This is a genomic window from Herbaspirillum sp. Her4 (assembly GCF_057961335.1).
In genome coordinates, this window is sequence record NZ_CM176330.1 from 457,710 (window position 1) to 471,277 (window position 13,568).

The window sequence follows — 13,568 nt, forward strand, 5'->3', positions numbered from 1 at the left end:
TTGCTGAATGAAGCTGCACTATAGGGATCACCAAGCAGAAGCAAAAAAAGGAATAGAATGAACTGCAGGATCTGAAAAGATCTTCGCATCACGTTGTAGAAGCTACGGCTTTCAAAGAACACACCGGCAATGACGCAATACAGAGTCACCGACGCGTTCTTCGATAACCGCAGATGGCAAGTCCAGACATATGAATCTGTTTCGTACTTTTTTGAGAGCGACGGAGGTGGTATGGATATCTACAGCAGCTTTGCAAGCCGGTTCGACAAGACCAGAGAAGAAGAATTATCGCTTGAAGAGTATCTGAATCTTTGCAAGAACGACCCGGCAGTCTATGCATCGGCTGCCGAACGGATGCTGATGGCCATCGGCGAACCGGAGAAGGTCGACACCCGGGAAGATCCGCGCCTCTCGCGCATCTTCGCCAACAAGGTCATCAAGGTCTATCCCGCCTTCAAGGAATTCTACGGCGCGGAAGAAGTGATCGAGCAGGTGGTTTCGTATTTCCGCCATGCCGCGCAAGGCCTGGAAGAAAAGAAGCAGATCCTTTATCTGCTGGGTCCGGTCGGTGGCGGCAAGTCCTCCATCGCTGAACGTCTGAAGCAGTTGATGGAACAGGTGCCCTTCTATTCCATCAAGGGCTCGCCGGTCAATGAATCCCCGCTGGGCCTGTTCGATTACGACGAAGACGGCCCCATCCTCGAAGAGCAATACGGCATCCCGCGCCGCTATCTCAAACCCATCCTGAGCCCCTGGGCCGTCAAGCGCCTGCACGAGTACAACGGCGACATCCGTCAGTTCCGTGTGGTCAAGCGCTATCCGTCCATCCTGCGCCAGATCGGCATTTCCAAGACCGAGCCGGGCGATGAAAACAACCAGGATATTTCCACCCTGGTCGGCAAGGTCGATATCCGCAAGCTGGAACAATATTCGCAGGACGATGCCGACGCCTACAGCTACTCGGGCGGCCTGTGCCTGTCCAACCAGGGCCTGCTGGAATTCGTGGAAATGTTCAAGGCCCCCATCAAGGTGCTGCACCCGCTGTTGACGGCCACGCAGGAAGGCAACTTCAAGGGTACCGAAGGTTTCGGCGCGATCCCCTTCGATGGCGTCATCCTGGCCCACTCCAACGAATCGGAATGGAAGGCCTTCCGCAACAACAAGAACAATGAAGCGCTGCTGGACCGCATCTTCATCGTCAAGGTGCCGTATTGCCTGCGCGTCTCCGAAGAAATCAAGATCTACGAAAAGCTGATCCGCAGCTCTTCGCTGGGCAAGGCCACTTGCGCGCCCGGCACGCTGAAGATGATGGCGCAGTTCTCGGTGCTGACACGCCTGAAGGAACCGGAAAATTCCAGCCTCTTCTCCAAGATGCAGGTCTATGACGGCGAGAACCTCAAGGACACCGACCCCAAGGCCAAGTCCTACCAGGAGTATCGCGACTATGCCGGTGTGGATGAAGGCATGAACGGCATCTCCACGCGCTTCGCCTTCAAGATTCTGTCGCGGGTGTTCAACTTTGATACCACCGAGGTAGCGGCCAATCCGGTGCACCTGATGTACGTGCTGGAACAGCAGATCGAACGCGAACAATTCCCGCAGGAGACCGAGCAGAAATATCTCTCCTTCGTGAAGGACACGCTGGCCTCGCGCTACGCCGAATTCATCGGCAAGGAAATCCAGACCGCCTACCTGGAGTCGTATTCGGAATATGGCCAGAACGTCTTCGACCGTTACGTGACCTATGCCGACTTCTGGATCCAGGATCAGGAATACCGCGATCACGATACCGGCGAGAGCTTCGACCGTGCGGCCCTGAATGCGGAACTGGAAAAGATCGAGAAGCCGGCCGGCATCAGCAACCCCAAGGACTTCCGCAACGAGATCGTCAACTTCGTGCTGCGTGCGCGGGTCAACAACGGTGGCAAGAATCCGCTGTGGACCAGTTACGAAAAACTGCGCGTGGTGATCGAGAAGAAGATGTTCTCCAACACCGAAGACCTGCTGCCGGTGATTTCCTTCAACGCCAAGGGCTCCACCGAGGAAATGCAGAAACACGAAGACTTCGTCAATCGCATGGTCAGCAAGGGATACACGCCCAAGCAGGTGCGCCTGCTGTGCGAATGGTACCTGCGCGTGCGCAAGTCCTCGTAAGCGCCGCTGTTGCGCATCGCCCGCAGAGCGCGTGGCGATGCGCGCGGCGACCCTTCGGCGCCGTGCGCCTGGCGCACCGCCGACCACTAGCAGGAGAACCGAGTGCTGCATCAGATCATCGACCGCAGGCTGGCTGGCAAGAACAAGAGCATCGCCAACAGGGAGCGCTTCCTGCGGCGCTTCAAGGGGCATATCCAACGTTCGGTGGCGGACGCCGTGCGCGACCGCAGCATCACCGATCTCGAAAAATCGAAGAGCATCAGCATCCCGCGCAAGGATGTCTCGGAGCCCTTCTTCCATCACGGCAAGGGCGGCAAGCGCGAAGCCGTGCATCCGGGCAATCAGGATTACCTGCAGGGTGACCGCATCCCGCGCCAGAACGGCGGCAGCGGCGGCGGGGGCGGCAGCAGTGCCAGCAACGACGGCGAAGGACAGGACGATTTCACCTTCGAACTGACCCGCGAAGAATTCATGCATTACTTCTTCGAGGACCTGGAACTGCCGCGCCTGGTGGAAACCAACCTGCTGCAGGTACCGAACTGGAAGAACCAGCGCGCCGGTTATTCGGTGGACGGTTCGCCCAACAACATCGACGTGGTGCGTTCGCTGCGTTCCTCGCTGGGCCGCCGCATCGCCCTCGGTGGACCGCTGCAGCGGCAGCTCGACGTGGCCGAGGAAACGCTGGCCGAGATGAAGCGCAAACCCGAGGAGCACAGCGCCGACATCCCGCTGCTGGAAGAGGAAGTGAAGCATTTGCGCGCCCGCATCCTGCGCATCCCCTTCATCGACCCCTTCGACCTGCGCTATGTGAACCGAGTGCGCCAGCCGCAACCCTCCAGCCGCGCCGTGATGTTCTGCGTGATGGACGTATCGGGCTCGATGGATGAGCAGCGCAAGGATCTGTCGAAGCGCTTCTTCATCCTGCTGTATCTGTTCCTCACGCGAAATTACGAACACATCGAAGTGGTCTTCATCCGCCATCACACCCGCGCCGATGAAGTCGATGAGAACACCTTCTTCCATTCGCAGGAAAGCGGCGGCACGGTGGTCTCCAGCGCGCTGGAGCTGATGCACGACATCATCACCAAGCGCTATTCGCCCAGCGAGTGGAACATCTATGGCGCGCAAGCCTCGGATGGCGACAACTGGAACGACGATTCCCCCAAGTGCCGTGAACTGCTGGAGTCGTCGATCCTGCCGCTGACGCGCTACTTCGCCTACATCCAGGTGGCCGAGCCGGAACAGAACCTGTGGACCGAGTACATGCAGCTGATCGAATCGCATCCGCACTTCGCCATGAAGAAGGTGCAATCGGCCGCCGAGATCTACCCGGTCTTCCGCGAACTCTTTGAAAAGCAGGTGCACGCATGAACAGCCGCTTCAAGCATGACCCGCTGCCTTGCCCCTCGGATTGGAGCTTTGATCTCATCGAGCGCTACAACGAGGAAATCGCACGCGTGGCCAAGGGGTACGAGCTGGACATCTATCCCATCCAGCTGGAGATCATCTCGGCCGAGCAGATGATGGATGCCTATGCCTCGCACGGCATGCCGGTCAACTATCGCCACTGGTCCTACGGCAAGCATTTCATGCTGACCGAACGCGACTACAAGCGCGGGCAGATGGGCCTGGCCTATGAGATCGTGATCAACTCCGATCCCTGCATCGCCTACCTGATGGAAGAGAACACGATGACCATGCAGGCGCTGGTCATCGCACACGCGGCCTATGGCCACAACTCCTTCTTCAAGGGCAATTACCTGTTCCAGTTGTGGACCGATGCCAGCGCCATCATCGATTACCTGGTGTATGCGCGCAATTACATCGCCGAGTGCGAAGAGCGGCACGGCTTCGAGCGCGTGGAAGAATTGCTGGACTCCTGCCATGCGCTGATGAACTACGGCGTGGACCGCTACAAACGTCCGCAACGCCTGTCGCTGGCGCAGGAGAAGGCACGCCAGCGCGAGCGCGAGGCCTACATGCAGTCGCAGGTCAACGAATTGTGGCGCACCCTGCCGGCCAAGAAGGAAACGGCCGCCGCAGCCGTGGAAGGCCGCTTCCCGTCCGAACCACAGGAGAACCTGCTGTATTTCGCCGAGAAGAATGCGCCCCTGCTGGAGCCCTGGGAACGCGAGGTGATCCGCATCGTGCGCAAGGTCGGGCAGTATTTCTATCCCCAGCGCCAGACCCAGGTGATGAACGAAGGCTGGGCCACCTTCTGGCATTACACGCTGTTGAATACGCTGTATGACCAGGGCCGCCTGACCGATGGCTTCATGATGGAATTCCTGCATTCGCACAGCAATGTGGTGTTCCAGCCGCCCATCACCAAGCCGTATTACAACGGCATCAATCCGTATGCACTGGGCTTCTCGATGATGAGCGACATCCGCCGCATTTGCGAGAACCCCACCAATGAAGACCGCGAGTGGTTCCCCGACATCGCCGGGCGCAACTGGCTCGATACCCTGCAATACGTGATGCGCAACTACAAGGACGAGAGTTTCATCGCGCAATATCTCTCGCCCAAGCTCATGCGCGACATGCGCATGTTTGCCGTGCTCGATGACGAGGCGCGCAGCGAGATCGAGGTCTCGGCCATTCACAACGAGCGCGGCTTCCAGTACGTGCGCCAGGCGCTGTCCCGGCAGTACGACATCAACCACCGCGAACCCAACATCCAGGTCTGGTCGGTCAACACGCGCGGCAACCGCAGCCTGACGCTGCGCCACTTCCGCAGTGACGGCCGCTCGCTGGGCGACAGCACCAACGAGGTGCTGCGCCACATGGCGCGGCTGTGGCAGTTCGACGTCTATCTGGAAAGCGTGGACGACAACGGCTACATCGTGCAGCGCTATGAATGCGTGGCCGAGAACCGGTATGCTCTGCGTTCGTGAGTGACCGCTGCCAGGAGTGACCATGCCCGCCGCCCCCGCTACCCCGCGCCCGCCGATCTCGGCCCAAACCATCCCGCTGTTTCCGCTGGCCAGCACGCTCTTCCCGGAAGGGCGGCTGCCGCTGCAGATCTTCGAGGTGCGTTATCTGGACATGATTGGCAAGTGCATCGCCGAGGGCAGCAGCTTCGGCGTGGTGGCCCTGACGGAAGGATCGGAAGTGCGGCGGCCCGGCCAGAGCGAACGCTTCGTCGGCGTGGGCACGCTGGCGCGCATCCAGGAATGGAGCACGCCCTCCCCCGGCCTCATGCGCATCGCCTGCCTGGGCAGCGAGCGTTTCCGCATCGTGCAGGCCGAGCAGCAGAAACATGGACTATGGACCGCGCAGGTAGAGATGATGGAAGCGGACCGTGCCGTGACGATCCCCGAGGAGTTGCGCAATACCTCGCAGGCGCTGGACAACCTGCTGCAATCGGTATTGCGCCAGGGCCTGCCGGACAGTGAAGTGCCCATCGCCGCGCCTTACCGGCTGGACGATTGCGGCTGGGTGGCCAACCGCTGGGCCGAGATGATGCCCATCTCCGTCAACCTCAAGCAGAGCCTGCTGGCGCTGGACAATCCCCTGTTGCGGCTGGAGCTGGTGCAGGATGCACTGGATGAGTTGGGCTGGCTGAAATAGTTAGTTATTTCCATAATGCAACTAACTATCCCGCTTCAGATTTCCTGATAGTTGTACTTCCCCATCACGGCGACACGCCGCTGATCCCCGCCTCGGCCAGCAGCGCCGACATCCCCGACCAGAAGATCTGGATGCCGATACACAGCAGGATGAACGCCGACAGGCGCAACACCACCATGGTGCCCAGACGCCCCATCAGGTGCACCAGCTTGTGCGCATAGTTGTAGCAAAGGAAGATCACCAGCGCCGTGAGCGCCGCGCCCAGGGCGGCACTGCCGACCGAGATCACCCAATCCAGCAGGCGGGTTGGCGTATTGGCGCCCAGCGTGATGGACGCGGCGATGGTGCCGGGGCCGACGGTCAGGGGAAAGCTCATGGGATAGAAGCTGCGCGCCTTGATTTCATCGTCGGGCAGGTCTTCGTCATAGGTCTTGGCCACTTGGGTGGGGATGGAGCTGTCCTGGCTGTTGTCGTTGAGGAGTTTCCAGCCCGAGACCGCCACCAGCAGGCCGCCGCCGACGCGCACGATGGGCAGCGAGATGCCGAAGAAGGTCAGCACGTGCGAGCCGATGAAGATCGCCGCCACCAGCATGAACCAGCAATTGATGGCGACCTGGCGCGCGATGCGCTTTTCGGTGCTGCGGCTGACGTTGCCCAGCAGGTTGGCGAAGACCGGCGCGATGCCCAGGGGATTGAGGATGGGCAAGAGCGTGACCGGGATCAGGACGACCGCCTTGAGGAAAAGGATGAACATGGCGCAATCAGAAATAAACGGCATTGAAGGTTGACCCGGCAGCGTAGCTGAAAGCCGCTACGCTGCCAACCACGGCCGCATCTGGCGTTGCGCGGTGGTGCCCTCTGCCCTCAGGCGGCCCGCACCCGCATGCCGCGCACCCGGGTGAAAAGCAGCACGGCGATGCCCAGGTTCAGCAGGTTCCAGGCGATGCCATTGGCGAAGGCCGCGTGATAGCTGCCGGTGAGATCGAAGATCTTGCCGGACATCCAGCCGCCCAGCGCCATGCCGAACATGGTGGCCATGATGACCGCGCCCACGCGCTGGCCCGCTTCGGCAGCGGGGAAGTATTCGCGCACGATGATGGCGTAGGACGGCACGATACCGCCCTGGAACAGCCCGAACAGGGCCGAAATGAGATAGAGCGAGGCCAGGCTGTCGAAGGGGATGAACAGCAGCAGCGACAGGCCCTGCAGGGCCGAGCCCAGCAGCAGGGTGCGCAGGCCGCCGATGCGGTCGCAGATGGCCCCGGAGACCAGGCGGCTGACCACGCCACAGGCCAGCATCAGCGAGAGCATCTGGGCACCGCGTGCCGGGCCGTAGCCGAGGTCGCCGCAATAGGCCACGATGTGGACCTGGGGCATGGCCATGGCCACGCAACAGGCCACACCGGCCACGCACAGCAGCAGCTGGGCGGAGCCCGGTGCCAGGCCGAAGGGACGCGGGCCGCCGCCGGCGCGGGGCGTCGCTGCACTGCTGTCCTGCACCGGCGGCCGGGCGCGCATGAGCAGGGCCAGCGGGCACATGACCAGGATGCAGATCAGGCCCAGACCGCGATAGGTTTCCTGCCAGCCGTAGTTGTCGACGAAATGCTGGACGATGGGCGGCCAGATTGCGCCGCCCAGGTAGTTGCCGCTGGCGCAGACCGCCACGGCGATGCCGCGCCGCTTGCGGAACCACAGCGAGGTATCGGCCACCAGCGGAGAAAAGGTGGCGGAGGTCCCCAGCAGGCCGATGAGGATGCAATGCACGGCCATGAAGGTCCAGATGTCCTGGGCCCAGGAAGCGGCGATGAAACCGCCGCCCAGGCACAGCCCGCCCAGCATCATCGGCCGGGTGATGCCGGAGCGGTCGGCCATGCGGCCCATGAGCAGGCCACCGACGCCCACGCCCAGCATAGTGAGGGTATAGGGCATCGAGGCCAGGCCCCGGTCGACGTAGTAATGCGCCTGCACGTAGGGCAGCACCACTGCGATCACGTACATGCCGCTGGCACCCACGACCATCAGGATCATGGTGATGCAGAGGCGCATTACGGCGTAGGGGGAGTCGACCTGATGGGGGTCGGTGGGTGCGGGGCTTGCGGGGCTTGCGGGGGAGGATGGGGGCATAGGGGTCTCAGGATTAATTATTCTAGGTAAATGGATTACAAATACGAACGGCAGCTTCTGCAGTTTCGCTCACAAAATAGGTCGATTCCCTTGGAGAGCGGCGAAAAGTTCGCAGGAGAGATTAGCGAAAATTCAAGCCGTGTAAAACCGCGAAAAGCTTACACCACCAGCGTCTTGGCGATAGTGCATATCGACGAAGCCATCCAAGACCACAAAATTCTCGCCACCATCATTGACGTGCGCTTGGCATGAAAGATTCTGATCAAAGGGATACTTCCAAGACTCTGCAGGCAATAATCTTTCCGATAGTTCCAGAGGTGCTATCCATCGTTGATTGAGGTCTTAGAAAAATTCCAAACTGAGCATGCGATATAAGCGTCCTTGCAAGAAGAAATCCAGCCGCGACATCGTTCCTGTCGCTACTGTTTGCAGGAAGGCTGCGGTTATAGGCTGGAACCCAAATGCTGTTGTGGACCTTGTCTGGAAGAGCACCAGCCGCTTTCAAGATCGTGGTTGCATCCGTGAATGAAGTCCCGACCGGGAAGTATTTCTGGCAGATCGGCATCAGATCGTAGTAACGCTGAGCAGCGGCGTTGCTCATATTTTTATAGATCTCTTGTACTTCCTTCTCAAATTTTTCTCCGAGCATCTCGAGCTCATGGGGAGTATAGGAAATGATTTCAGATCTCTTTTCTTGGGCAAAACAAGTGGAAAAGAAGGAAAACAAAGCGAGCATGGCCACCTGTCTAAAAGTAGTTTTCATACCGACCTTAATTCGATCTCTTCAGGGTCACAAGGATCTTCAGCAAGCAACAACGGCTTCAAAAGTCCCATGCGAAGGGAGCACACCAATCTCAAGCCGTCGAACAACTCTTTGCGAACAGATATAAGTTTACAGCCCCAAGTTTCACGGCAAGCAGTGCCTTTATTCCAGATCTGAAAATGGAATTCGACATAGGCCCCTCATCCCAAAAATCGGAAGACAGGTCTTGGCCGATTGCGGGCTTTAACGGATACTTTCAGCAGACACGAGGTACGCCCGGTCGTCGATCATTTGGTGCTTCTCCAATAGCAACCAGTGACAAGACCATTTCGAAGTCGTCGGCTAGTTTTACGCTCTTTTTAACCTGGGGAAGATATTCTGAACGACTTCGAATTGCACTGGCGGCACCAAGGATAGTGGCCAAGAGTTGCTTCGAAATGAAATATTCGGACTTTAGCTGTTCAGCGACCGTACAAATATGGGAGTACAAATCAGCAAACGCCAATTCATCGAACACATCGGACATCAAAAGACGGTCGGTCGCCTTCTCCTCCAAAGCCTTCAGTTTCATATCAAAAGGAATATTTTGATTCATGCGACTCCTTGTGTTTTTTGAGGTCTTCTTCTGGCCGATTGCAGCCATTCATGCCTACTTCAGAAACGCAGATGTATGACTAGGCAAATTTCCAGATCAGGAGGCAACGGGGGCCTCAAGGCATTCTCCATCCCATGTGGCGAGCCCCAACCACAGAATCGTGTCCTCAACAAAGGACTCAAAGGATGTGGCAAGAAGGCGCTTGGTGTCTTCATCCCGGCCAAATGCGATGATCTGTCCTGATGTCCCTAAGCGATCCGGATCCAGGTCCAGTCCGAAATGGTTGCCGCCTCCATCGTGCGTGAGGGGAATCCAGCCCTTGTTGCAATAGAGAGGCTTGATGAAACCAGCCGGGTCTGAAGACTGAAATTCTGCGCAGTCCTGGTTCATTGAACTTTCATCCAGGGACCGCCACTTGTCCCATTGCTGTTGAATCCCTTTTACGGAAAGAAATTCGTGACCGAAAAGCAGGCCAAATCCGTTTTGGCCGTTGTAGACGCCAATGAAGTCTCGCACTGACTGTGGGAATCTGACGCCCAAATGGCCTTCCAACGCTTCTATTTCATTCAGAGAGGCTCCGGGCTGTAAGTCCATGGCTTCTAGACAGCCGAGCTCTCTTAATCGAGCCGTGATGCGAATCCATTTTTCTTGCATTTATCAACCTATGCCAAAAGAGATTTAATCGATGCGGTTACATAGGCAACTGCCACCCATTCATCGTCAAATATTAAAGGGGGCAATGGCGGTTACTGGCCGTATTGAGACTTCATGGAATCAGGTCTACCGTTTCGCCAACCTTCAAAAGCTCGCCATCTTCACGCTCCAGCAATTCAAAGGCAAATACGGTCAAATCTGGTGAGCCGTCTGGTCGTATTGCACGTGGTTGTAAAAATGGGCACTTGATACGAACGCCAGCCAGACGCGAATCCGGCCCTACTCTGAAGTCACCTTTGTCTACTTGACGCGCCAACACATATGGAGCATTGCCAGTCGATAGATATTCCAATTTGAATCGCATATCTGATTCCTTATTGAACGGCATCCTCTGGCCAATAGAAGACATCATATTCCACGCCTTTAGCAAGTCTTTTCGCACTGGGAGCCTATGCCGCCGAACGTTGCGAGAGAACAAAAAACATTTCCTCTTCATTCTCGTCAAATGCCGCATCATGTCGGAATCCGACTAATCGCTCTGCCAGCATAATCGGGACATCAAAGACATAGTCGACATCCGTACGGCCATCCTGTAGCTGCAGCATCTCCGCGCGTACCTCATCAAAAAAGACAGGCGGATTGCCCATCACATCAAGGCTCATGACCCCATCTTCTGCGTCGTGAGCAATAAACCATTGCTCTTTTCCATTTTCCCAGCAAGCTACCGTGCTGACCATTGCATGCTCTTCTATCTGACATGCGACGATCTTCGTGCTTGCGGAGAGCATACGCAGAAATTCCAGTTTCAATGCCGAAGGACTGGGGGTGTCAAACCATACGACGTACCATCCAGTTGGCAGCGCAATTCCCGCGCGAGCGGTTTCTGTGAATGACTGACGTTGATTGGTCTCAGCTAAACCCAATGCACTAAGCACAATCTCTTTCTTATCGGACGGAGTGGCTAACCAAGAGATAGAAAAACCCATTAATCTCCTTCATTTAATGTAAGCAGTTACATATCTAGGCCGCTAGGGGATACCTGAACTGGAATCAATTTGGGCAAAGCGACGACTAACTGGGCAAGACGAAGCCTCAAAAGTCTGTCCCGGCCCGATTGCGAACTTTGATTCAATCATCGTCACCATACTCATATGCATCAGAATCCATGACTTGATGGAATTCGGCTAGAGACTGGTAGGTGATAACTGACGGGTATTCTGCTGGATTATTATGCGGGCCGGTTGCCCAGTCGAGATGGACAACTACCATTGCTCCATCGCAACAAAGGACCAATACATCATCGTTGTCCACTCGACGGCCAACGACTTCAATATCTTTCCCCCAGAGGGGATGCCCTTCTGCAAGCTCTCGTTCCAGTTGGAGTTGAAGAGCAGGTACGTCTCGAGGATGGATCAACGGCCTCCATGGCATCCTCCATAAAATGTCATCGATTGCTTTTGTCATTAATGATAGAAATGGCATGTCTGCTCCTGGCCGATTGCGGACCAGGTGATGGTTCGATCAAGCACTTATTTTTCGTCCCCGAAAACATAGTATTCCAGCATTCCAAGTCCATCTCCTGGCAGCACCCACCAATAAAGCTTCTCTCCCGAGGAAAACTAAGCTTAATGTTTTTGAAGGGCACCAATCAAATTTCTCTCGAACGAGCGTAGCGTTCTACTTCGATTCAGTAGCTTTGTGAATTCTTCGTCTTTAAGAACGTGAAATGTTTTGCCAATCGCCGGTGCGTCACTGGTCATGTCGGAACGGAATCGATACCAATTGTCGTCCGAGAGTCGTAGCCAGAATGTTCCATCGCCTCGTACAAAGACGGACTGAATCTGATCAATGAAGACATTAGAAGTGTAGTGATCAGAATCGTTGGGAATGAATCCTTTGGGGAGTGGGGCTGAGAGAGCACACGTAGGGGTTCTTTGCTTCTCAGCCTTGGTCCGAATTTCTATAATTTTGAATGTTCCTCCAGAATATTCGTTCGGGCGAATCGGAAGAGACTTCAGGGCGGCAGCATTCACATAAATTCCGCTAGCAAAAGGATTTGCGCTACATTTTGCACTTCCTCCATCACTTACTAAAATACTCTCCAAAGCTGAAGGTGAAACGCCCAATATCGGAACATCTTCAGCAACAGGACCATACCAATGATTTGGCGCTCGCCTGACAAGGCGACGTAATGTTGATAGCTCATCTTTTGAGAGCGGACGCGTCATGAACGGCGCTGTAGAATCCGCGTCGCTATCTTCGGAAGTCTGTTGGAACCATGAAGGCACTTCGCCCATGAGATAAATTTGCTGGCTAACGATGCCCCACGCGGGTGTCGCCTGTTTATCATCCAGCGTCCATAATCCTGAATTGAGCAAAGTCGATGCTGATTCAGGCGATGTGATCCATGAACGCAGTCGATCATATGCCTCTCGTGGAAAGCATTCATGATCGAGAAACTGTTTTGTTTTACTTCGGTGGCATTGCATGGAGAGGCAGGAGCGCGTCTCGGTCAGATAACGCGTCAAGAGTTGGTCGTATCCAAGGCGAAAACGTTGCTCGTCGTCGGTGCCGGAAATGTTTAGCTGCGAGACATAGGGCCTCCATTTCTCCCACATTTCTTTCACAATCTCCTGCAATGCTCGTGCATCGTTTGCCGCACAGACTCTCGTCTCATTCTCGGTCGACGGCGTTACGCAATCGATTTGGAAATCCTTAATGCGTCTCTCGTATCGGCGTTGCAGGCACTCTACATTTTCACCACCACAACCTGTTAGGGAAACAAGCCATTTGCGCTGTTCCAAGGTAATCGCATTTCGCTCTTCCTTATCACTGACCGTTGACATCATGTATCGATAGGCAGCGTCCATTTTTCCGTCAAGCCGAGCGAGATCTGGTGTATCACAAACCTTTTTCTCAACAGGCTTGTCCGCTTTTTCACACTTGAAGCTTGGATACGACTGAGCGTAGGAAATTTGCACCGTCGATGCCATCGCGAACATCAAGACGAATTGGACAAGCCATGATAGAACTGTCCGGCAATCATACAAAGACGCAACGAAAGTGAGATGGCGCACCTGACTCCCCCCATTATTTTTTCTCGAGCAAAGTGGATGTAAATTGAAATTGATCTTGCAGAAAATCAGTTGATGAGGTCTGGCAGGACATCGTGCAAAGTTGTCCTGGCTGCCTGCTCCTGGCCGTTTAAAAACGAGAAATCAAACCAGAATGAACAATATCAGTCGGGAACATAATCCTTCTTGCACATTGCGTAGGGTTCACGCAAGGTGATGCAAGAATGCCGCAATTGGGATACCAGCATCGCAGAGACTCGCCATTCCATTTCACGCCTATGATCCACATAAGAGGAAGCTCTACGCTCTCGCTCTTGCTCTTGCTCTGACATGTTTTGCAACGTTTGCAGATAGGCCGTGTGAGCTTCGAGTAGCAACGACTCACAATTCTCAAGCACCTTCTTGACGGCGTCATCAACCGACAAGGCTGTGTTCCAGACTGCCGTGGACATCTTTTTACCCGCACATGCTGAATATGCTCTTTCAGCTCTGGCAAAAGCAAAGTCAGCGGGCCCTTTGGGCGCTTGGGCCAAGGCGATGCCGGCAAAAAATTGCGACAATAAAGCTGTCAATATTACGGAAACGGAAATTCTGACCATTTGGATGAGTCGATAGATAGGCAGGATTGGTC

At 55.8% G+C, this 13,568-nt stretch carries 15 protein-coding genes; 5 read left to right on the forward strand and 10 right to left on the reverse strand.

Annotated features, from left to right (window positions below):
• Positions 1–231 precede the first annotated feature (231 nt).
• The 4 genes from ACWFUC_RS02095 to ACWFUC_RS02110 all read left to right on the forward strand — a co-directional run bounded on the left by ACWFUC_RS02095 (position 232) and on the right by ACWFUC_RS02110 (position 5,727).
• Positions 232–2,154, forward strand: a complete 1,923-nt coding sequence (locus ACWFUC_RS02095) for a PrkA family serine protein kinase (protein WP_013236263.1) — start codon at positions 232–234, stop codon at positions 2,152–2,154.
• A 102-nt stretch (positions 2,155–2,256) separates the two neighbouring features.
• Positions 2,257–3,525, forward strand: a complete 1,269-nt coding sequence (locus tag ACWFUC_RS02100; protein WP_034336397.1) for a YeaH/YhbH family protein — start codon at positions 2,257–2,259, stop codon at positions 3,523–3,525.
• Entirely contained in the window at positions 3,522–5,051 is a 1,530-nt protein-coding gene (locus tag ACWFUC_RS02105) for a SpoVR family protein (protein WP_008332933.1), read from the forward strand. The genes ACWFUC_RS02100 and ACWFUC_RS02105 overlap by 4 nt, the downstream gene beginning before the upstream one ends.
• 22 nt (positions 5,052–5,073) lie before the next feature.
• Positions 5,074–5,727 (forward strand): LON peptidase substrate-binding domain-containing protein, encoded by a 654-nt coding sequence (locus tag ACWFUC_RS02110; RefSeq protein ID WP_039783570.1) that lies wholly within the window; start codon positions 5,074–5,076, stop codon positions 5,725–5,727.
• Between the two features lie 64 nt (positions 5,728–5,791).
• Here the strand turns inward: ACWFUC_RS02110 and ACWFUC_RS02115 are convergent, their stop codons facing one another.
• Positions 5,792–6,481, reverse strand: coding sequence for a MarC family protein (locus tag ACWFUC_RS02115; RefSeq protein WP_039783569.1), 690 nt, complete (start codon positions 6,479–6,481; stop codon positions 5,792–5,794).
• A gap of 110 nt (positions 6,482–6,591) precedes the next feature.
• Positions 6,592–7,851, reverse strand: coding sequence for an MFS transporter (locus tag ACWFUC_RS02120; RefSeq protein ID WP_489623960.1), 1,260 nt, complete (start codon positions 7,849–7,851; stop codon positions 6,592–6,594).
• 30 nt (positions 7,852–7,881) lie between these two features.
• Here ACWFUC_RS02120 and ACWFUC_RS02125 point away from each other — a divergent pair, with 30 nt between their 5' ends.
• Complete coding sequence (locus ACWFUC_RS02125; RefSeq protein WP_489623961.1) at positions 7,882–8,103, forward strand: hypothetical protein; 222 nt, start codon at positions 7,882–7,884, stop codon at positions 8,101–8,103.
• A 10-nt stretch (positions 8,104–8,113) separates the two neighbouring features.
• Here the strand turns inward: ACWFUC_RS02125 and ACWFUC_RS02130 are convergent, their stop codons facing one another.
• The 8 genes from ACWFUC_RS02130 to ACWFUC_RS02165 all read right to left on the reverse strand — a co-directional run bounded on the left by ACWFUC_RS02130 (position 8,114) and on the right by ACWFUC_RS02165 (position 13,536).
• A complete protein-coding gene (locus ACWFUC_RS02130; RefSeq protein WP_489637428.1) occupies positions 8,114–8,614 on the reverse strand; it encodes a hypothetical protein in 501 nt (166 codons plus the stop codon).
• 256 nt (positions 8,615–8,870) lie between these two features.
• Complete coding sequence (locus ACWFUC_RS02135) at positions 8,871–9,209, reverse strand: hypothetical protein (RefSeq protein WP_489623963.1); 339 nt, start codon at positions 9,207–9,209, stop codon at positions 8,871–8,873.
• 96 nt (positions 9,210–9,305) lie between these two features.
• Entirely contained in the window at positions 9,306–9,863 is a 558-nt protein-coding gene (locus tag ACWFUC_RS02140) for an SMI1/KNR4 family protein (RefSeq protein WP_489623964.1), read from the reverse strand.
• Positions 9,864–9,975: 112 nt separating this feature from the next.
• On the reverse strand, positions 9,976–10,275 hold the full coding sequence (locus tag ACWFUC_RS02145) for a hypothetical protein (RefSeq protein ID WP_489623965.1): 300 nt from the start codon (positions 10,273–10,275) through the stop codon (positions 9,976–9,978).
• Positions 10,276–10,312: 37 nt separating this feature from the next.
• Positions 10,313–10,849, reverse strand: a complete 537-nt coding sequence (locus tag ACWFUC_RS02150; protein ID WP_489623966.1) for a hypothetical protein — start codon at positions 10,847–10,849, stop codon at positions 10,313–10,315.
• 142 nt (positions 10,850–10,991) lie between these two features.
• Complete coding sequence (locus ACWFUC_RS02155) at positions 10,992–11,345, reverse strand: hypothetical protein (protein ID WP_489623967.1); 354 nt, start codon at positions 11,343–11,345, stop codon at positions 10,992–10,994.
• 143 nt (positions 11,346–11,488) lie between these two features.
• A complete protein-coding gene (locus ACWFUC_RS02160) occupies positions 11,489–12,844 on the reverse strand; it encodes a lysozyme inhibitor LprI family protein (protein WP_489623968.1) in 1,356 nt (451 codons plus the stop codon).
• A gap of 257 nt (positions 12,845–13,101) precedes the next feature.
• Positions 13,102–13,536 (reverse strand): hypothetical protein, encoded by a 435-nt coding sequence (locus tag ACWFUC_RS02165; RefSeq protein WP_489623969.1) that lies wholly within the window; start codon positions 13,534–13,536, stop codon positions 13,102–13,104.
• Positions 13,537–13,568: the final 32 nt, after the last annotated feature.

Excerpts from the sequence above, each read along its gene's own strand:
- ACWFUC_RS02095 (WP_013236263.1), top strand. The coding sequence starts at position 232 with ATGGATATCTACAGCAGCTTTGCAAGCCGGTTCGACAAGACCAGAGAA.
- ACWFUC_RS02105 (WP_008332933.1), top strand. The coding sequence starts at position 3,522 with ATGAACAGCCGCTTCAAGCATGACCCGCTGCCTTGCCCCTCGGATTGG.
- ACWFUC_RS02110 (WP_039783570.1), top strand. The coding sequence starts at position 5,074 with ATGCCCGCCGCCCCCGCTACCCCGCGCCCGCCGATCTCGGCCCAAACC.
- ACWFUC_RS02115 (WP_039783569.1), bottom strand. The coding sequence starts at position 6,481 with ATGTTCATCCTTTTCCTCAAGGCGGTCGTCCTGATCCCGGTCACGCTC.
- ACWFUC_RS02120 (WP_489623960.1), bottom strand. The coding sequence starts at position 7,851 with ATGCCCCCATCCTCCCCCGCAAGCCCCGCAAGCCCCGCACCCACCGAC.
- ACWFUC_RS02125 (WP_489623961.1), top strand. The coding sequence starts at position 7,882 with ATGGATTACAAATACGAACGGCAGCTTCTGCAGTTTCGCTCACAAAAT.
- ACWFUC_RS02130 (WP_489637428.1), bottom strand. The coding sequence starts at position 8,614 with ATGAAAACTACTTTTAGACAGGTGGCCATGCTCGCTTTGTTTTCCTTC.
- ACWFUC_RS02135 (WP_489623963.1), bottom strand. The coding sequence starts at position 9,209 with ATGAATCAAAATATTCCTTTTGATATGAAACTGAAGGCTTTGGAGGAG.
- ACWFUC_RS02140 (WP_489623964.1), bottom strand. The coding sequence starts at position 9,863 with ATGCAAGAAAAATGGATTCGCATCACGGCTCGATTAAGAGAGCTCGGC.
- ACWFUC_RS02145 (WP_489623965.1), bottom strand. The coding sequence starts at position 10,275 with ATGATGTCTTCTATTGGCCAGAGGATGCCGTTCAATAAGGAATCAGAT.
- ACWFUC_RS02150 (WP_489623966.1), bottom strand. The coding sequence starts at position 10,849 with ATGGGTTTTTCTATCTCTTGGTTAGCCACTCCGTCCGATAAGAAAGAG.
- ACWFUC_RS02155 (WP_489623967.1), bottom strand. The coding sequence starts at position 11,345 with ATGCCATTTCTATCATTAATGACAAAAGCAATCGATGACATTTTATGG.
- ACWFUC_RS02165 (WP_489623969.1), bottom strand. The coding sequence starts at position 13,536 with ATGGTCAGAATTTCCGTTTCCGTAATATTGACAGCTTTATTGTCGCAA.